The organism is Cellulomonas flavigena DSM 20109, from assembly GCF_000092865.1.
Taxonomy (GTDB): Bacteria; Actinomycetota; Actinomycetes; order Actinomycetales; family Cellulomonadaceae; genus Cellulomonas; species Cellulomonas flavigena.
In genome coordinates, this window is the sequence record NC_014151.1 from 2,120,683 (window position 1) to 2,138,466 (window position 17,784).

General features: G+C 74.8%; 18 protein-coding genes and 1 tRNA gene. 8 read left to right on the plus strand and 11 right to left on the minus strand.

The genetic code is table 11. The features are described 5' to 3' along the window. The first annotated feature begins 544 nt into the window (after positions 1–544). The 3 genes from CFLA_RS09645 (at position 545) to CFLA_RS09655 (ending at position 4,964) form a co-directional block, all read left to right on the plus strand. Complete coding sequence (locus tag CFLA_RS09645; RefSeq protein ID WP_280956288.1) at positions 545–2,989, plus strand: cellulose binding domain-containing protein; 2,445 nt, start codon at positions 545–547, stop codon at positions 2,987–2,989. A 162-nt stretch (positions 2,990–3,151) separates the two neighbouring features. Beyond that, positions 3,152–4,639, plus strand: a complete 1,488-nt coding sequence (mqo, locus tag CFLA_RS09650) for a malate dehydrogenase (quinone) (protein WP_013117138.1) — start codon at positions 3,152–3,154, stop codon at positions 4,637–4,639. A gap of 4 nt (positions 4,640–4,643) precedes the next feature. Next, positions 4,644–4,964, plus strand: a complete 321-nt coding sequence (locus tag CFLA_RS09655; protein WP_013117139.1) for a hypothetical protein — start codon at positions 4,644–4,646, stop codon at positions 4,962–4,964. Between the two features lie 2 nt (positions 4,965–4,966). Here CFLA_RS09655 and CFLA_RS09660 read toward each other — a convergent pair whose 3' ends face one another. The 5 genes from CFLA_RS09660 to CFLA_RS09680 all read right to left on the minus strand — a co-directional run bounded on the left by CFLA_RS09660 (position 4,967) and on the right by CFLA_RS09680 (position 8,662). Beyond that, positions 4,967–5,242 carry a DUF2277 domain-containing protein gene (locus CFLA_RS09660; RefSeq protein WP_013117140.1) on the minus strand — a complete coding sequence of 92 codons (276 nt, stop codon included), beginning with the start codon at positions 5,240–5,242 and terminating at the stop codon, positions 4,967–4,969. Between the two features lie 11 nt (positions 5,243–5,253). Then, positions 5,254–5,898: a methylated-DNA--[protein]-cysteine S-methyltransferase gene (locus CFLA_RS09665; protein WP_013117141.1), complete on the minus strand. Its 645-nt coding sequence runs from the start codon at positions 5,896–5,898 to the stop codon at positions 5,254–5,256. Continuing rightward, positions 5,895–6,398, minus strand: a complete 504-nt coding sequence (locus tag CFLA_RS09670) for an RNA polymerase sigma factor (RefSeq protein ID WP_013117142.1) — start codon at positions 6,396–6,398, stop codon at positions 5,895–5,897. Before CFLA_RS09670 ends, CFLA_RS09665 begins: the two co-directional genes overlap by 4 nt. A gap of 65 nt (positions 6,399–6,463) precedes the next feature. Further along, positions 6,464–7,300, minus strand: a complete 837-nt coding sequence (locus CFLA_RS09675) for an aldo/keto reductase (RefSeq protein WP_013117143.1) — start codon at positions 7,298–7,300, stop codon at positions 6,464–6,466. Between the two features lie 60 nt (positions 7,301–7,360). After that, positions 7,361–8,662: an MFS transporter gene (locus tag CFLA_RS09680; protein ID WP_013117144.1), complete on the minus strand. Its 1,302-nt coding sequence runs from the start codon at positions 8,660–8,662 to the stop codon at positions 7,361–7,363. 159 nt (positions 8,663–8,821) lie between these two features. On the opposite strand from CFLA_RS09680, the gene CFLA_RS09685 reads away from it, so the two are divergent. Continuing rightward, entirely contained in the window at positions 8,822–9,172 is a 351-nt protein-coding gene (locus CFLA_RS09685) for a rhodanese-like domain-containing protein (RefSeq protein WP_013117145.1), read from the plus strand. Between the two features lie 29 nt (positions 9,173–9,201). Here CFLA_RS09685 and CFLA_RS09690 read toward each other — a convergent pair whose 3' ends face one another. From CFLA_RS09690 to CFLA_RS09700, 3 genes are read right to left on the minus strand one after another with little or no spacing between them, the layout of a single operon-like run. Beyond that, entirely contained in the window at positions 9,202–9,951 is a 750-nt protein-coding gene (locus CFLA_RS09690) for a succinate dehydrogenase/fumarate reductase iron-sulfur subunit (RefSeq protein ID WP_013117146.1), read from the minus strand. Further along, positions 9,948–11,942 carry a fumarate reductase/succinate dehydrogenase flavoprotein subunit gene (locus CFLA_RS09695; protein ID WP_013117147.1) on the minus strand — a complete coding sequence of 665 codons (1,995 nt, stop codon included), beginning with the start codon at positions 11,940–11,942 and terminating at the stop codon, positions 9,948–9,950. Before CFLA_RS09695 ends, CFLA_RS09690 begins: the two co-directional genes overlap by 4 nt. Then, entirely contained in the window at positions 11,939–12,685 is a 747-nt protein-coding gene (locus tag CFLA_RS09700; protein WP_013117148.1) for a succinate dehydrogenase cytochrome b subunit, read from the minus strand. Before CFLA_RS09700 ends, CFLA_RS09695 begins: the two co-directional genes overlap by 4 nt. Positions 12,686–13,011: 326 nt before the next feature. On the opposite strand from CFLA_RS09700, the gene CFLA_RS09705 reads away from it, so the two are divergent. The 3 genes from CFLA_RS09705 (at position 13,012) to CFLA_RS09715 (ending at position 15,152) form a co-directional block, all read left to right on the plus strand. Beyond that, positions 13,012–13,626: a DUF2231 domain-containing protein gene (locus tag CFLA_RS09705; protein ID WP_148234329.1), complete on the plus strand. Its 615-nt coding sequence runs from the start codon at positions 13,012–13,014 to the stop codon at positions 13,624–13,626. Between the two features lie 109 nt (positions 13,627–13,735). Continuing rightward, positions 13,736–14,614: a universal stress protein gene (locus tag CFLA_RS09710; RefSeq protein ID WP_013117150.1), complete on the plus strand. Its 879-nt coding sequence runs from the start codon at positions 13,736–13,738 to the stop codon at positions 14,612–14,614. A gap of 151 nt (positions 14,615–14,765) precedes the next feature. Beyond that, complete coding sequence (locus CFLA_RS09715) at positions 14,766–15,152, plus strand: DUF1304 domain-containing protein (protein WP_013117151.1); 387 nt, start codon at positions 14,766–14,768, stop codon at positions 15,150–15,152. A 70-nt stretch (positions 15,153–15,222) separates the two neighbouring features. Here CFLA_RS09715 and CFLA_RS09720 read toward each other — a convergent pair whose 3' ends face one another. Then, positions 15,223–16,317 carry a hypothetical protein gene (locus tag CFLA_RS09720; protein ID WP_043598958.1) on the minus strand — a complete coding sequence of 365 codons (1,095 nt, stop codon included), beginning with the start codon at positions 16,315–16,317 and terminating at the stop codon, positions 15,223–15,225. Between the two features lie 100 nt (positions 16,318–16,417). Here CFLA_RS09720 and CFLA_RS09725 point away from each other — a divergent pair, with 100 nt between their 5' ends. Next, the gene (locus CFLA_RS09725; RefSeq protein ID WP_043598960.1) at positions 16,418–16,993 is read left to right on the plus strand and encodes a hypothetical protein; all 576 of its coding nucleotides are present in this window, start codon (positions 16,418–16,420) and stop codon (positions 16,991–16,993) included. Here the strand turns inward: CFLA_RS09725 and CFLA_RS09730 are convergent. Next, on the minus strand, positions 16,951–17,400 hold the full coding sequence (locus CFLA_RS09730; RefSeq protein WP_148234330.1) for a hypothetical protein: 450 nt from the start codon (positions 17,398–17,400) through the stop codon (positions 16,951–16,953). The two genes, CFLA_RS09725 and CFLA_RS09730, sit on opposite strands and share 43 nt — an antisense overlap. Before the next feature lie 272 nt (positions 17,401–17,672). Then, a tRNA-Pro gene (locus CFLA_RS09735) sits at positions 17,673–17,746 on the minus strand. Positions 17,747–17,784: the final 38 nt, after the last annotated feature.

Consider the following 17,784-nt stretch of genomic DNA (forward strand, 5'->3'; position numbering starts at 1 on the left):
CCGCGCGTGCCGCCCGGCGTGTCGTGCGCGGACGGGACCACGGTCCCGCGGCCCCGGGACGAATCGTTTTGTGTCCTAGGCCGGTGTCGAAGCGCATCGATAGCGTGCGGGCCAGACCCCTCGGCCCCGGCCGCGATCAGGTCGCCCCGCCCGACGGGACGCTCGCCCGCGGGCACGCCCCCGACGCGCGCCGGCACGCTCCCGCCGGTGACCGCGCGCGCCCCGCCGAAGGAGCCACCGTGCGCCCGTCACCCGCCGTCCCGCTCGCCGCCCTCGCGGCAGCCACCGCCCTCACGGTCGGCGCCCTCGCCGGGCTGCCCGCGCGGCCGCCGCGCCGGCGCCCGCGGCGGAGAACGGCTACACCTGGGACAACGTCCAGATCGGTGGCGGCGGGTTCGTCCCCGGCATCGTCTACAACCAGGGCGAGCCCGGGCTCGTCTACGCCCGAACCGACATCGGCGGTGCGTACCGCCTCGACACCGCGACCCGCCGGTGGGTCCCGCTGCTCGACCACGTCGGGTGGGACGAGTGGGGCCACACCGGTGTGCTCTCGCTGGCCACCGACGCGCTCGATCCCGACCGCGTCTACGCGGCCGTCGGCACCTACACCAACGAGTGGGACCCGCAGAACGGCGCCGTCCTGCGCTCCACCGACCGTGGCCGGACGTGGGAGCGGACGATGCTCCCGTTCAAGATCGGCGGCAACATGCCCGGCCGCGGCATGGGCGAGCGTCTGCAGATCGACCCGAACGACAACCGCGTCCTGTACCTGGGCACCGAGAACGGCAACGGCCTGTGGCGCTCCACGGACAGCGGCGTGACGTGGTCGAACGTCGCGAGCTTCCCCAACGCGGGCACCTACGCCCAGGACCCGACGTCCGCCAACTCGTACCTCACGCAGAACCAGGGTGTCGTGTGGGTGACGTTCGACCCGACGTCGGGCACCCGCGGCTCGCGCTCGCGGACGATCTACGTGGGCGTGGCGGACAAGGAGAACAACGTCTACCGCTCGACGGACGCCGGCGTGACGTGGGAGCGGGTCCCGGGGCAGCCGACGGGGTTCCTGCCGCACAAGGGCGTGTTCGACGGCGAGAGCGGCCAGCTCTACGTCGCGACGTCCGACACCGGGGGCCCGTACGACGGGGCCAAGGGCCAGGTGCTGCGGTTCGACGCGGGCAGCGGCACGTGGACCGACGTCTCACCGCTCCCCCTGACGTCCGACGACCTCTACTACGGGTTCTCGGGCCTGACGATCGACCGGCAGGACCCCGACACGATCATGGTCGCCACGCAGGTCGCCTGGTGGCCGGACGTCATCTTCTTCCGCTCGACCGACCGCGGTGAGACGTGGTCGAGGATCTGGGACTGGGCCGGCTACCCGGGGCGCACGCTGCGGTACACGATGGACATCTCCGCGACGCCGTGGATCACCATGGGCAGGACGCAGGCCGTCGACCCCGACCCGCTGGTCAAGCTGGGCTGGATGACGGAGTCGCTGGAGATCGACCCGTTCGACTCGGACCGCATGATGTACGGCACCGGGGCGACCGTGTGGGGCACGGACAACCTCACCGACTGGGACTCCGGCGGCACGGTCGACCTCACGATCCGTGCCCTCGGCATCGAGGAGACCGCGGCGCTCGACCTCGCCGCTCCCCCGGGGCCGGTTGAGCTCTACTCGGGCCTCGGCGACCTCGGCGGGTTCGTGCACGACGACATCACCCAGGTGCCCGAGACCATCTACACGCAGCCCGTGCACGGGTCGGTGCGTAGCCTGGACTTCGCGGAGAAGGCGCCCGGGACCGTCGTGCGCGTCGGTGACGGCGTGGACGGTGAGGTGGAGTCGCACATCGGGGTCACGACGACCGCGGGTGCGACGTGGTGGGCCGGGCAGGAGCCGGACGGCGTGACCGGTCCCGGTACCGTGGCCGTGTCGGCGGACGGCGGCAGGATCGTCTGGAGCCCCGACGGCACCGGCGTGCACGTGTCGACGACGTTCGCGTCCACGTGGACCGCCTCGACGGGCGTGCCGCCGCAGGCGCGGGTCGAGGCCGACCGCGTCGACCCGACGACGTTCTACGCGTTCGCCGGTGGGACGTTCTTCACGTCGTCCGACGGCGGCGCGACGTTCGCCGCCACCACAGGGACCGACTTCCCGACCACGGGCAACGTGCGCTTCGGCGCGGCCCCCGGGAACGCCGGCCACGTGTGGCTCGCCACCGAGGACGGCCTGTACCGCTCCACCGACGCGGGGGCGAGCTTCACGCGCGTGCCCGGGTTCGAGGACGGGGGCGCGGTCGGCTTCGGCAAGGCGGCCCCGGGGGCGTCCTACCCGGCGGTCTACACGACGTCGAGGCGTGACGGCGTCCGCGGCTTCTTCCGCTCGACGGACGGCGGGTCGACGTGGGTCCGCATCAACGACGACGAGCACCGGTACGCGTGGACCGGTGCCGCGATCACGGGCGACCCCGACGTGTTCGGCCGCGTCTACGTCGCCACGAACGGGCGCGGGATCGTCGTCGGCGAGCCGGACGGCGCGCTGCCGACGCCCGGCCCCTCCCCCACGGCGACAGCGACGCCCACGGTCTCGCCGACCCCGTCCCCCACACCCACCGCGGGCCCGACACCGACCGCCGGCCCGACACCCACGCTCACCGCCACGCCCCCGGCCGCTGCGTGCACCGTGCGGTACAGGACGCACGGCTGGAGCACCGGCTTCACCGCGTCCCTCCTGCTCACGAACGGCGGGCCGGCCACCCTCGACGGCTGGACCCTGACCCTGACGTACGCCGAGGGCCAGCGGCTCGAGCAGGGCTGGAGCGCGACGTGGTCGCAGGCGGGCGCCGTGGTGACGGCGACGCACGCGCCGTGGAACAGGACGCTCGCCCCCGGCGCCGGGGTGGAGATCGGGTTCAACGGCACCCACGCCGGGACCGCGGGGGTACCGCTCCTCGCCGCGCTCGACGGACGGCCCTGCACGGTCTCCTGACCTGCGGCGACCCGACTCGGCGGCGCCCGGCGGTCTCGTGCCACCGGACGCCGCGCACGTTCGGGCAGGTCAGGGCCGTGATGTGTGACGTAGGTCCCACGAGACAAACATCACATGACTCCGCCGGGAGAGTTGTCTCGACGTCGACCTAGCATCGCCGACGTGGCAGCGCGAAACCAGGACACCGCAGCCGACGTCGACGTGCTCCTCGTCGGCGGCGGGATCATGAGCGCGACCCTGGCGTCGCTCATCGGGACGCTCGAGCCGAGCTGGCGCATCGAGGTGCACGAGCGCCTCGACTCCCCGGCGACGGAGAGCTCCAACGCGTGGAACAACGCCGGCACGGGCCACGCCGCTCTCTGCGAGCTCAACTACACGCCGCAGCGCGCCGACGGCTCCGTCGACGTCACCAAGGCCGTGACGATCAACGAGCAGTACGAGCTCTCGCGGGAGCTCTGGCACCACCTCGCCGCCGCCGGCCGCCTGCCCGGGGCCGAGGACGCCGTCACGACGACCCCGCACCTCACGTTCGTGCGCGGGGCCGAGGACGTCGAGTTCCTGCGCCGGCGCTGGGAGGCGCTGCGCCGGCACCGGCTCTTCGCGGACCTCGAGTTCACCACCGACCGGGCCGTCATCGCCCGCTGGGCGCCCCTGCTGGTCACCGATCGCCTCGACGACGAGCCCGTCGCCGCGACGCGCGCGACCTGGGGCACCGACGTCGACTTCGGCTCGCTCACACGCGCCATGCTCGCCGACGCCGTCACGCGCGGCGCGACCGTGCACACCAGCAGCGAGGTCACCCGCCTGCGGCGGCTGCGGGACGGCCGCTGGCGCGTCACCGTCGCCGACCGCCGCTGGAACGGCAACCCGCCGCGTACGCTCACGGCCCGGTTCGTGTTCGTCGGCGCCGGGGGCGGCGCGCTGCACCTGCTGCAGCGCTCGCGGATCAAGGAGATCCGCGGCTACGCCGGCTTCCCGATCAGCGGCCAGTTCCTGCGGACCACCAACCCCGGGCTCGTGGCGCAGCACCGCGCCAAGGTGTACGGCAAGGCCGCGATCGGTGCCCCGCCGATGTCGGTGCCGCACCTCGACGCACGCGTCGTGGACGGCGACCAGGCACTGATGTTCGGCCCCTACGCGGGCTGGAGCATGAAGTTCCTCAAGCGGGGCTCGTGGACGGACCTGCTGCGCTCGGTGCGCCCGGGCAACCTCGTGCCGATGATCGCCGTCGGCCTGCGCAACATGAGCCTGGTCACCTACCTGATCCGTGAGGTCACGGCGGACGACGCCGCGCGCCTGCGGTCGCTGCGGTCGTACATGCCGTCGGCGGACCCGCGCGACTGGGAGCTCATCACGGCCGGGCAGCGCGTGCAGGTCATCAAGCGCGGCAAGGGCGGCGGCGTGCTCGAGTTCGGCACCGAGCTCGTGACCTCGCAGGACGGCTCGATCGCCGGGCTGCTCGGCGCCTCGCCGGGCGCGTCGACCGCGGTCGCCACGATGCTCGACCTCCTGGAGCGGTGCTTCCCCGAGCGGGCGGACGCGTGGCGGCCCCAGCTCCAGCAGCTCATGCCGAGCATGGGCGGCGGTGCGTGGGACGCAGCGCTCGAGCAGCAGCTCGTGGACGACGGGACGCTCACGGGCGGACACTGAACCCGTGCCGGACGACGAGGAGACCGCGGAGACGACGACCGCACCCGCCGAGGACCTCCCCGTCCCCGTCAGCGCGCCCATGCGGCACGCGAAGGTCCGTGCGTACACCGACCACACCACGGTCGGGCAGGTGCTCGTCGACCCCGACGGGTCCGTCACCATCGGGTGCGCGTGCGGCATGACGCTGACGAACGGCCCCGGCTGGTCGCTCGACGAGCACATCCGGCTGCACCGAGCCGAGGCTCGCTACCTGGCGCTGTCAGCGGTCGCCCCGGCCGGCATCCCGCGGCTCGTGCGGGTCCCGCCCGACGCGCCGGACGCCTGAGCTCAGCCGGCCTCGCGCGCCGCGACGCGCGCCTGGACCTCGGGCCGGCGCAACGGCGGCACGGTGGCCGGCGGACGACGCCGTTCAGGCAGCTCGTCGAGCAGGTGCGCAGTGATGTGCGCGATCTCGGCGACGGCCCGCTCGAAGGGCTCGCGCGTCGCGTCGGTCAGCTGCTGGACGCCCGTGACCTTGCGGACGTACTGGCGCGCAGCTGCCTCGATCTCCTCGGACGTGGCATGCGGCTCCAGGCCGCGCAGGGTGGTGATGTTCCGGCACATGCCTGCCGAACCTACGCCCGGCCGGCGTGCGGGTCGAGGGGTCCGGAGCCGCCCCGCTCCCACGCGATCAGCGCGCTCTTGGCGTCGTCACCACCCGCGTACCGGCCCGGTGTGCCGTCGGCGCGCACCACCCGGTGGCACGGCAGCAGGACCGGGACGGGGTTGAGCGCGCACGCGGTGCCCACCGCACGCACCGCGGCCGGTCGCCCGACGCTCGCCGCGACCTGCCCGTACGACGCGGTGGCGCCGTAGCCGACCCGGGGAAGAGCGGCGAGAACGTCGCGCCGGAAGCCCCGCGCGAGCCGCAGGTCCAGCGGCACGTCGAACGTGCGCCGGGTCCCGGCGAAGTACTCGTCGAGCTCGCGCAGCACCGGGTCGAGGCGCGAGCCGCCCTCGAGCACACGGGGGCTGACGCGCGTCGCGAGATCGGCGAGCGCGGCGTCGTGGCCCTGCACCGCGAACGCGACGCGCAGCACGCCGCGCTCCCCCGCGGCCACGAGCACGCCACCCAGCGGGGAGTCGACCACGCGGTACGCGACGTCGAGAAGCCCGTCGTGCTGTGCGCGGGCGACCAGCCGTTCGTGCAGCGCCCGCAGCGTTGCCGTGTCGGGTGCCGCGCCCGCCACGGTCGTGCCCTGCTCCGTCGTGCTCGTCATGCCGGTACCTCCTCGCCCACCTCGCCGTACGTCCGGCGCAGCGCCGCGACGCCGTCCGCCGCGGCCCGCCGCGCCGCGGCACCGGTGCCGCCGACGACCGCGGCGACCTGCGCGTAGGGCAGACCGCCCAGGTGGTGCAGCACGACGACGCGTCGCTGCTTGTCGGGCAGCGCCGCGACGGCACGCCACAGGTCCAGGTCCCGCGCCCCGGGCAACGGCGCCGCGCCCACCAGGGGCTCGCCGCCCACGCCCGCCGGGTCGTCCACCGGGGCCGCACGTCGTGCGCGGCGTCGCAGCTCGTCGATGGACCGGCGGCGGGCGATGGTCACGAGCCACGCCTCGACGTTGGCGTCCGCGGGCAGGTCGGGCCAGGCCCGCAGGGCCGCGAGGAAGGTCTCGGACCACGCGTCGTCGGCGTCGCGGGTGCCGAGCACGGAGCGGCACACGCGCAGCACCGTGGTGCCGTGCTCGCGCACGACGTCCTCGAACGGCCGGGTCATCCTCACAGTGTGCAGACGTCGGCCCCGCCGCGGACGTGAGGTCCGCCGCGGGGCCGCGTCGCGCGTCAGCGCATCTGCGAGAACGCCGCCGTCGCCGGGTCGGCACCCGTGCGCTCGTCGCTGTCCAGGGCGTCGATCGCCGCGACGTCCTCGGCGCTCAGCTCGAAGGAGAACAGGTCGAGGTTCGAGCGGATCCGCTCGGGCGTCACCGACTTGGGGATGACGATGCTCCCGGCCTGCACGTGCCAGCGCAGCACCACCTGGCCCGTCGAGACGCCGAGGCGCTCGGCGACGGACGTGACGGCGTCGGCCTGCAGGTCCTTGCCGCGCCCCAGGGGCGAGTACGCCTCGACCGCGACACCGTGCGCCGCGGACGCCTCGAGCGTCGCACGCTGCTGGAAGGTCGGGTGCAGCTCGACCTGGTTGACGGCGGGCACGACGTCCGTCTCGCGGACCAGACGGTCGAGGTGCTCGGGCAGGAAGTTCGACACGCCGATGGCACGCACGGCACCGTCCGCGAGGAGCTTCTCGAACGCACGCCACGTCTCGACGTACAGGTCCTTGCTCGGCACGGGCCAGTGGACGAGGTAGAGGTCCACGACGTCCAGGCCGAGCTCGCGGCGGCTGTCCTCGAACGCCTTCAGGGTCCGCTCGTAGCCCTGGTCGCCGTTGCGGAGCTTGGTGGTGACGAAGACCTCGTCACGCGGCAAGCCGCACGCCCGCACCGCCGCACCCACACCGGCCTCGTTGTAGTACCCCGCCGCCGTGTCGATGTGCCGGTACCCGACCGCGATCGCGTCCTCCACGGTCCGCTGCGTCTCGTCCGGGTCCACCTGGAAGGTCCCGAACCCCACCTGAGGGATCTCGATGCCGTTGTTGAGCGTGATCGTGGGAGAAGTCATGTCCCCACCTTCGCACCGGCCGGCCGAGGGCCGCACCCGGGTGGTGCGCGGAGCGCGCCGTCAGCGCGGCAGCAGTGCGCTCGCGTCCGCGACCGGCACCCGGCCGCGGACGACGACGAGGACCGCCAGCACCCCCGCCACGGTGACGGCACCGGACACCGCGGCCAGGCCGCCGTAGCCGACCACCTCCAGCCACACCCCGGCCAGCGCGCCGCCGCCGGCACCGGCGAGAGACATCGCCGCGTCGGACAGCCCCTGGACCGCCACGCGCTCGGCGCCGGGCACCGCGGCCGCGACGAGGCTCGAGCCCGCGACCGTCGCGACCGACCACCCCAGGCCGAGCAGCACGAGGCCGACGGTCACGCGCACGTGGTCACCATGGGCCGTGGCGCACACCGCGCACGCGGCGACGACGACGGCGAGACCCGCGAGCAGCGCGCGTCCGGCGCCGACCCGGTCGGCGAGGAGGCCGATCAGCGGTGACAACGCGAACATCGCGGCGAGGTGCAGGCTCACCGTGAGCCCGACGAGCGAGATCGACGCGCCGTGGCCCTCCATGTGGACCGGGGTCGTGGACATCACCGCGATCATCACGCCGTGCGCCACCAGGACGCCGAGCAGCGCACCCAGGGCCTGGGGGTGCCGCCGTAGCACGGCGACCGCGACACGCAGCGGGACGTGGCGCCGCCGGCCGGTCGCGGCACCCGTACGCCCCGCGACGTCGAGCGGGTCAGGGCGCAGGCCGGCCTGCACGACGATCAGCGCGGCCAGCATGCCGAGCGTCGAGACCACGAAGACGGGCGCGTGCTCCGGCAGGCCCGTGAGGCGGGACACCGGCTCGTTCAGCCCGACGAGGTTCGGCCCGACGACGGCCCCGACGGTGCCCGCCCACACGACGAGCGACAGGTCACGCGCGCGCGTGGACGGCGTCGACAGGTCCGTGGCGGCGAAGCGCGACTGCAGGTTGACGGCCGACCCGACGCCCAGGAGCACGCCGGCGACCAGCAGCAGCGGAAAGCTCGCCACGACGGCCGCGACGACGACGCCGGTCGCGCCCGTCGCGGCGAGCGCGAGGCCCGTCGACAGCGCACGACGCCGACCGTGCGCCACCGCCAGACGCGCGAGCCCGATCGAGGCGACGGCCGCCCCCAGGGTCGCCGCCGTCGTCACCGACCCCGCCCAGCGGTCCGCGCCGGACAGCTCGACGGCCAGCAGCGAGCCGACCGAGACGACCGTGCCCGCGGCGAGCCCACCGAGCACCCCGGCGCAGGCGAGCACCGCGACCGTGCGCCGGCGCGCGGCCGCGAACAGCTCGTCGGGGCCGTCGCTCCGCAGTCGGACGTCATGCGCGGGATCGCTCACGCCGCCACGCTAGCGGCGACGAGCCGCCGTCCTGTACTCCTCGCGCCGGTCCGCGCGATCCCACGACGACCTGGGTGCCTGCTCCTGCGCGGGCGAACGTCCCGACCCGCGCGCCTCCGACGGTGGGAGCCTGGGGTCTCCACGACCCAGGAGGCTGCCGTGCGACTGCCGCGCCCCGCCCTGCCCCTCGCGCTCGCGCTCGCCCTCGCGGCGTGCACGGGAGGGACGTCCGCCCTGTCGGACGACACCGTCGTCGTCGACGTCCGCACCGCCGCCGAGTACGCCGAGGGGCACCTCCAGGGCGCCGTCAACGTGGACGTCCAGGACGCAGGGTTCGCGGACGCGGTCGCCGAGCTCGACCCCGGCGTGCCGTACGTCGTCTACTGCCGCTCCGGCAACCGGTCGGCTGCGGCGGCGGCGACCATGGTCGCCGCCGGTCTGGAGGTCACCGACGCCGGGAGCATCTCCGACGCCGCCACGAGCACGGGGCTCGACGTCGTCACCGACTGACGGACCCCGCCGAACCCCGGCTCCGAGCGTCAGTCCGCGCGGTTCCGCAGGAACGCCCGCATCCGCTCCTTGCCGACCGCGGCGATCGCGCTCAGCGGGATGCCCGCCGGGCACACGATCGCGCACTCGCCGTACGTCGAGCACGGACCGAAGTCGTGCTCCATCTGCGCGACCATCGACCGGGCGCGCGTCCCGCGCTCGGCCCGCGTCTGCGGCAGCTTCGCCAGGTGGGTGATCCGCGCGCCCGTGAAGAGCATCGCCGAACCGTTCGGGCAGGCGGCCACGCACGCACCGCAGCCGATGCACGCCGCGAAGTCGAGCGCCTCCTCCGCCGTCAGGTAGCCGACCGTCGTCGCGTCGGCGTCGGGCGCCGTGCCCGCGTCGACGGCCACGTGCCCGCCCGCCTGGATCACGCGGTCGAGCGCCGAACGGTCCACCACGAGGTCCCGGACCACGGGGAAGGCCGCCGAGCGCAACGGCTCCAGGACGACGCGGTCGCCGTCCTGGAACGAGCGCACGTGCTGCTCGCACGACGGCGTGTTCGCCTGAGGGCCGTGCGGCCGCCCGTCCACGTCCATGCCACAGCACCCGCAGATGCCCTCACGGCAGTCGGACTCGAACGCGACGGGCTCCCGGCCCTCGACGACGAGCTGGTCGTTGAGCCGGTCCAGCAGCTCCAGCAGCGTCATCTCCGGGGTGGCGTCCGTGACCTCGTACGTCTCGAACGCGCCCGGCGACACGGCGTCACGCTGCCGCCAGACCTCCAGGGTGAGCTTCACGCGTAGTTCCTCGTCTGCAGGGGCACGGCCTGGAACGTCAGCGGTTCGTCGTGCCGTACGAACCGCGCGTCGGTGGCGCCGGGGGCGGGCGACTCCCACGCCGAGACGCGGCACCAGGCCGCGTCGTCGCGCTGTGCCTCGCCGCCGGGCGTCTGGTGGTCGGCACGGAAGTGCGCGCCGCAGCTCTCGTCACGGTCGAGGGCGTCGACGCACAGCAGCTCGGCCATCTCGAGGTAGTCCGCCACGCGGCCGGCCCGCTCGAGCTCCTGGTTGAGGACGTCGCCCTCGCCGGTGACCCGCACGTCCTGCCAGAACTCCTCCCGCAGCGCGCGGACGTCGGCGATCCCCTCCGCGAGGCCCTCCGGCGTCCGCGTCACACCGGCGGAGCGGTAGAGGATCTCCCCCAGCCGCCGGTGGAACCGCGCCGGGCCCTGGGTGCCACCCGTCGACAGCAGCCGGCCCGTGCGGGAACGCACTGCGTCGAGCGACTCGGCGACCGCGTCGTGGTCCGGCGCGAGCGCCGGCGTGCCCAGCAGCGGCGCCAGGTAGCTCGGCACCGCGTACGGCAGCGTGAACCAGCCGTCGACGCACGCCGACAGCAGCGAGTTCGCTCCCAGCCGGTTCGCCCCGTGGTAGCCCCAGCCGACCTCCCCCCCGACGAACAGCCCCGGCACCGACGTCATGAGGTCGTAGTCCGACCACAGGCCACCCATCGCGAAGTGCGCCCCCGGCGCGATCCGCATCGGCGTGCTCAGCGGATCGTCGCCCGTGGCCTGCTGGTACATGTGGAAGAGGTTCGAGTACCGCGCCACGACGGCGTCCTTGCCGAGCCGCGCGATCGCGTCGGCGAAGTCGAGGTACACGGCGTTCTTCAGCGGACCCACCCCGTAGCCGGCGTCGATGCGCTCGCGGGCTGCGCGGGACGCGACGTCGCGCGGCGTGAGGTTGCCGAACGTCGGGTACCGGCGCTCGAGGTAGTAGTCCCGCTCGTCCTCGGGGACGTCCTGCGGTGCACGGTCGTCGTCGGCACGCAGCGGCACCCAGATCCGGCCGTCGTTGCGCAGCGACTCCGACATGAGGATCGTCTTGGACTGCCACTGGCTCATGAGCGGCAGCGCGGTGGGGTGGAACTGCACGAACGCGGGGTTCGCGAAGTACGCACCGCGGCGGTGAGCACGCCAGGCGGCGGTCGCGTTGGAGTTCCGCGCGAGCGTCGACTTGTCGTAGATGTTGCCGTAGCCGCCCGTCGCCAGGATCACGGCGTGCGCGGTGACGGCCCTGACCTTCCCGGTGACGAGGTCCCGCACGACGACGCCCTGGGCACGTCCGTCGGCGACGACCAGGTCGAGCATCTCCTGACGCGTGTGCAGCGTGACGGTGCCCCGCGCGACCTGGCGCAGCAGCGCGTCGGCGCCGGCGACCTGCAGCTGCTGACCGGTCTGGCCGCGCGTGTAGTACGTGCGCGACACCTGCACGCCGCCGAACGACCGCGTCGCGAGCCGCCCGCCGTACTCCCGGGCGAACGGCGCACCGATCGCGTTCATGTGGTCGATGACCCGCACCGACTCCTGCGCGAGCCGGAAGGCGTCGGCCTCGCGGCCGCGGAAGTCGCCGCCCTTGACGGTGTCCTTGACGAAGCGGTGCAGCGAGTCGTTGTCGACCTTGCGGGCGCGGGCGGCGTTGATGCCGCCCTGCGCCGCCACGGAGTGCGCGCGGCGCGGGGCGTCGTGGAGCGTGAAGCACTCCACCTGGTAGCCGAGCTCACCGAGCGCCGCCGCGGCGCCCGCGCCGGCGAGGCCTGTGCCCACCACGATGACCGTGAACCTGCGACGGTTGGCCGGGGCGACGAGGTCGTAGTGCAGGCGCCGGTCGTCCCACGCCAGGTCCGGCGCGACGTCGGGCACATGTCCGTCGACGGGGGTGCCGACCGTGCGGACGTCGTCCGGGCCGAGCGTCGTGGCGGTGGACGTCGCCTCGGGTCGGGGGGTCATGCCACCACTCCTGTCAGGACCGCGACCGGGATGAGCAGGTTGCCGACGAGGATCAGCAGGCCGGCGACGCCGGCCACCGCGGCACCCGTGGCCCGCAGGCGGCGGCCCGTGGCGCCGAGGTCGTTGACGACGCTCCACAGCCCGTGCGCGAGGTGCAGCGTCAGCGTCCCGATGGCCAGCAGGTAGAACGCCGCGACGGCGGGCCGCTGGAACGACGCGACGACGTTGGCGTACGCCTGACCGGCGACGAACTCGTCGGTGGCCGCCGGCCGCGTACCGGTCGTGATGTCCAGCACGTGGAAGACGATGAACAGCAGGAGGACCGTGCCGGTGACGAGCATGCTGCGCGCCTGGAAGGCCCGCAGGCCGCGCAGACCGGTGCGCCGGTGCGGGCCGCGGGCCGCTCGCGCGCGCCGCCGGACCACGACCCCGGCAGCGACGTGGGCCAGCAGGCTCGTCAGCATCACGACGCGGAAGATCCAGATGAACCAGCCGTGCGGCACGAGTGGCGCCAGGAGGTCCTCGTGCAGCCAGTGCGCGTACCCGTCGAGCGCCTCGGGGCCGAGGAAGATCTTGAGGTTGCCCACGAGGTGCACGACGGCGAACACGACGAGCACGGTGCCCGTCACCGCCATGACGGCTTTGAGTACCCAGGTCGCCGGCCGCGGCGGTGGGTTCGTGGCGGGACGCGCGACCGCGGGGACGCGGTCGGGGTCGGGGCGCGTGCTGGTCGGGACTGCCACCGCTGGTTGACCTCCGTGTCACGGACGCCGCGCCGGTGCGGGCGTCCAGCGGCACCGACCCTGCCACCGCGCTCCCCCGTCCTGGTGGGACCGGAGTCCCGCGTCCTGCGAGGTGAGCGCGTCCCCGACGCCGGGTGGCCGCCGGCCGCGGACCCGGCCCGTCAGGGCCGGGTCCGTCGTGGTGTGCGTCCCATGTGGCGCACGGTTCCGTTATCGGGGATGCAGGCGATCGGCCCCGGTGCCGGCTGCCCGGGCGGCCTGAGCAGCCCCGTGCGATGCTCGACGGCGACGAGCACCCGTCGACCTCCGCCCCGGAAGGCCCGCGCATGAGCACCGACTCCCCCGTCCCCGCCGCGCTGCGTGCCGCACGGGCGCTCGAGGACTCCCCCGCGCTCGACCCGGCCGTCGACCGCGTCCGACCGTGGGTGGCACACCTGCTCGAGCGACGCCCCCGGTTCGCCGCGCTGCTGCACGGCCGGCCGCTGGGGCACGCCCTGCACCCCCTGATGACGGACGCGCCCCTCGGCCTGTGGATGTCGGCGACCACGCTCGACCTCCTCGGCGGCGAGCCGGCCCGGCCGCACGCCGACCGCCTGCTGGGTCTCGGCGTCGCCGCCGCGCTGCCGACCTCACTGACGGGCCTGGCCGACTGGGCCGTCTCCGGTCGGCGCACGCAGCGCGTCGGTGCCGCGCACGCCGTGCTCAACTCCGCCGCGCTCGCGCTGTACACCACCTCGTGGGTCCTGCGCCGCCGCGGCGCACGAGGTGCGGGCGTCACCGCCTCGCTCGCCGCCACCGGCCTGGTCGGCGCGAGCGGCTACCTCGGTGGGCACATGACATCGCGCCTCGGTGCCCCGCCGCGGCGCCACAGCGGTCCCGCGACCACCCGCGCCACGCCCGACTCCGACGAGACGGACCTGCCCGGCGGCACGCCCGCCTGAGCCGCTCGACCCGCAGCCCGACCGTCACCCGGCAGGGCCCAAGGTCCCTCGCGCACGCCGACCCCCGGACGATGCTGGAGGTGGGCGGGCTCTCGACGAGGAGGCGGTCATGACCCTGCACGGACCCGTCGTCATCGCGGTGGACGGCGGCGGTCACAGTGACGAGACCCTGCGATGGGGACTGGCCGAGGCGGACCTGCGCGACGCGGACGTGCTGCTCGTGCGCAGCTGGGAGGAGCCCGTCCAGGTCTCTGCGTGGGGCTGGTACCCGGCGACGGGCGACTGGCGCCCGGAGGACGACGCGCGCCGATACCTCGAGGACGCGGAACGCCGCGCACGCAGCGACGGCGTCCCGCGCCGGCTCGCGACACGTGTGCTGCACGGCCCGACGGTGCCCGCGTTGCTCGCCGTGTCGACCGACGCACAGCTCCTGGTCGTGGGGGCGCACTCCTCCGCGGGCACCGCCCGCCTCGGACGCGTGGCCTCCCACGTCGCTGCTCACGCGCACGCACCCGTCGCCGTGGTGCGCGAGCCGCACCCGACGCCCGCGGGCCCGGTGGTCGTCGGCGTCGACGGCTCGGCGGCGTCGGTGTGCGCCGCGCGGGACGCCGCCGACGAGGCCGAGCGCCACGGGACGCACCTCGTGGTGCTGCACGCGCGCCCGACGGTGGCCGACCCGTACGGCCTGCAGCACGCGGCGGCGATGCCGCTCGTCCCGGTGGGGCAGGACGACCCCTCCCGCGCCGCCACCGAGGCGCTGGCGACGGAGCTGCGGGGCAGGCACCCCGGCCTGCAGGTCGACGTCGAGGTCGTCGACGACCACCCCGGGCACGCACTGGTCACGCGTTCCCGCTCGGCGGCGCTGGTCGTCGTGGGCTGCCGCGGGCTCGGAGCGTTCCGCGGGATGCTGCTCGGCTCCGTGAGCCACGACGTGCTGCGTGGCGCCCGCTCGACCGTCCTGGTGGCCCGCGACGAGCACGCCGCCTGACGCCCGCCAGCACCCCCACCGAGGAGGCTGGCTGCCGCACGTTCGACCCGTGCCGGGTGTGCGGGCAGGAGAACACCGGCATCGTGACGCCCAGCCAGCACCCCGCACCGGACCCCGAGGCGCACGAGCACCCGGCGTCCGACGGCCCGGCATGGTGACCGTCGGACTGGTGCTGGCAGGGCTGGCCGCGCTCCTGCACGTGTACATCTTCTGGTTGGAGTCCGTCGTGTGGACCACCCCGCGTGCGCAGCGCGTCTTCGGCACGACGCCGCAGGAGGCGGCCGCGACGCGCGGGCTGGCCTACAACCAGGGGTTCTACAACCTCTTCCTCGCGGTCGTCGTGGTCGTCAGCATCGTGCTGGTCGCCGTCGGGCACCTCGCGGTCGGGGCGGCCCTGGTGCTCGCGGGAACGGGGTCCATGCTCGCGGCGGCGCTCGTGCTCGTGCTGTCGGACCGCAGCAGGGCACGCGCCGCCTTCTCGCAGGGGACGCTGCCGGCGCTGACGGTCCTCGCACTCGTCCTCGGCCTCCTCGCGTGACGTCCCGCCGCGGCGGACGGGAGCGCACCACCGGGCGACTCCCCGCTGCCGCGGGAACGGCACGCGGGGGTCATCCGGTACGCCCCGAGCGGTACTCCCACGCGGTCTGCGCCGGGGGCACGTAGCTCGGCGCGTCCGGCTCTCCCCCGCCTCCGGTCACCTCCTGCACCGGGTCCCCGGCGGCGCGCACCTCGTCGCACAGTGCGGCGACGTGCGGCCAGAACTGCTCCTCGTCGTGCCAGTAACCCGCGTGGCTGACCACCGGCGGGGCCTGTTGCCCGAGGACGTGCGTGTGCCCGCGAGGGTCGTGCAGCAGCACCTCACGGTCGGCGAGCCGCACCGACGCACGCCCTCCGACCTCCTGGCCCACGTAGTCCGTCCGGTAGTAGAGGTTGGTCCACCGCACCGCCCCCACCCCGGCGCGCGGCACGTCCGGGCGCGCGAGCGCGTCGAGGAGCTCGTCGCTCACCACGGCCGGGAAGGCCCACCGGTAGAGCTTGCCCAGCGGGGATCCGAAGGTGACGAGCCCGGTCACGCCCCCGAGGCTCGCGCGCCCCTCGCAGGGCCGCGCGAGCGCCGCGGCGGCGAGCACGCTGCCCTGCGAGTGCGCCAGCAGCACCACGGCGTCACCGGTGTCCTGCAGGTACCAGACCCGGCGCAGCAGCTCGGGTACGGCGCGCTCGGTGTACGAGGGCGGCGCGAACGGGTGGAACGCACGCGGAAAGAAGCACCCGACGTCGAACGCGACCCCGAGGCCCCGCCGCAGCTGCCGCTGCCGGAACGAGACCTGCAGCACGACGAGCAGCGCGAGCGGGAGCAGCGCCGCGATCCGCGAGCCCAGCTCGACGCGAGCCGCGAGCTCGGTGCCCGCCACGCGGGCGAGCAGCACGAGGACGCCGACGCCGACGCCGAGCACCGCCACGGCGACCACGAGGCCGGCCACGCTGACGACCGCGCCGAGCATGACGGTCACCGCGGCGGTCATGGCGACGGCGCTCATCACGACGGGCCCACAGGCCGGGAACACCTTCTGCCGGGAGTGGTGCCCGCGGTGCCGGAGCCATGCCGCGAGCTGCTCGAGCACGAGCGTCGCAGCGAGCAGCACGCCCCCGACCACGACGACCTGCACGACGTCCTGCAGGACGAGCAGCGGTCCCGGCGGCACGTCGACCCGCGGGCGCGCGGGGGGGCAGGACGTCCCGCGGCCCGAGCGTCCCGGCCGCCAGGGCCAGCGCCGCACCTGCCACTGCCACCCACAGCAGCAGGTGGGACGGGGACACGCCGCGGACGCGGTCGTCCGGCGCGGCGTCGGCGTCCCGCGCCCGGACGGGACGACGACGGCCCGAGGCCCGCCGCCGCAGGGCCACCCGCCGGGGCACGTCGTCGGAGCAGATCCCCACCAGCACCAGCGCGAGCACTCCCGCACCCACGACGGCGGCGGCGAGCGCGAGGACCGCACCGAGGTCTGCTGCGGGGCGCTCGCGATGCAGTGCGCGGACCGGCAGCGCGACGACCACGGCAACCACCGCGAGCGCCGCCGACAGGTGGAGATCCGACAGGTGCTCGTGCCAGCGCGCGCCCGTCCAGAACTGCTCGTGCCGCAGCCCGCCCGGGAGTGCCGCGGGGGTGTGCAGCGCGCCCCCGTCGACGCGTGCCGATCCGACCGAGGGCGGCTCGACGCTCTCGTACCGGGCACGGGTCGAGCGCGCGAGCAGGTGGAACGTGAGGGCGACGAGACCCGCCAGGGCCCCGCCCACGGCGAGCCGGGCGCCGGGGCGGTCGACCGGGGCCAGGAACGTCACGACGTCGCCCAGGGGCCTGCGGCCACGCACGCGTCCTGACCCCAGCACTGGTAGGCCAGGACGTCGACGGTCAGCATGAGGACGAGGGCCGAGGCGACCAGCGTCAGGGCGAGCGCGGTGAGCCGGGCAGCTACGCGGAACGCCCGGGTCGTCGGCGCCCGCGCGGCCTCTGCGGCCGCGTCGACCTCGGGCAGTCGGCCCATCCAGCCGGCCATGTTCATGAGCATTGAGGGGATCAGCAGGGTCCACAGCGCCCGCGAGCGCGCCCGGGAGGTCAGCCCGCCCCAGGAGTACGCCTCGCGGTGACGGCCGGCCGTGTCGGAGGTGCGGAAGAACCCCGCGAGCCGGTCCCCGGCGACCTGGACCGGTGTCGGGTCGCCCAGCAGAGCCTCCGGCGGGGTGCCGCCCACGCCGTGGATCCGGATCTCGGTGAGTCGGACGGGCATGTCCCTCCCCCTCCCGCCCACGGTCTGCCGCGGTGCGGCGGTCGGGTGGGCCCGACCCCGTGGGGATGCTCCACACCGGCCGTCTGCGCCGGCCGGTCGGCGCGCCGCCCCACGGGGGTGGATCCAGGCGTACGCGCCGTCGGGACACCGGGTCAAGGGCCGCAGCACCGGTGTGCCTCCCGGGGCAGGCAACGTGCGCGAGGACCCGCACGACGACGCACGAAGGCCCGCTCCGCGACGGCGGAGCGGGCCTTCGTCCCTGCGCGTTCCTGTCGGGCTGACAGGATTTGAACCTGCGACCCCTTGACCCCCAGTCAAGTGCGCTACCAAGCTGCGCCACAGCCCGATGGCTTCCGCAGAAGCCTCGAAGACTCTACCGCACCC

What these genes read in the sequence shown, in the direction of transcription:
- CFLA_RS09660 (WP_013117140.1), bottom strand. Translation starts at nt 5,242, where the DNA reads ATGTGCCGGAACATCACCACCCTGCGCGGCCTGGAGCCGCATGCCACG.
- CFLA_RS09665 (WP_013117141.1), bottom strand. Translation starts at nt 5,898, where the DNA reads ATGACGAGCACGACGGAGCAGGGCACGACCGTGGCGGGCGCGGCACCC.
- CFLA_RS09670 (WP_013117142.1), bottom strand. Translation starts at nt 6,398, where the DNA reads ATGACCCGGCCGTTCGAGGACGTCGTGCGCGAGCACGGCACCACGGTG.
- CFLA_RS09675 (WP_013117143.1), bottom strand. Translation starts at nt 7,300, where the DNA reads ATGACTTCTCCCACGATCACGCTCAACAACGGCATCGAGATCCCTCAG.
- CFLA_RS09695 (WP_013117147.1), bottom strand. Translation starts at nt 11,942, where the DNA reads ATGACCCCCCGACCCGAGGCGACGTCCACCGCCACGACGCTCGGCCCG.
- CFLA_RS09705 (WP_148234329.1), top strand. Translation starts at nt 13,012, where the DNA reads ATGAGCACCGACTCCCCCGTCCCCGCCGCGCTGCGTGCCGCACGGGCG.
- CFLA_RS09710 (WP_013117150.1), top strand. Translation starts at nt 13,736, where the DNA reads ATGACCCTGCACGGACCCGTCGTCATCGCGGTGGACGGCGGCGGTCAC.
- CFLA_RS09715 (WP_013117151.1), top strand. Translation starts at nt 14,766, where the DNA reads ATGGTGACCGTCGGACTGGTGCTGGCAGGGCTGGCCGCGCTCCTGCAC.
- CFLA_RS09730 (WP_148234330.1), bottom strand. Translation starts at nt 17,400, where the DNA reads ATGCCCGTCCGACTCACCGAGATCCGGATCCACGGCGTGGGCGGCACC.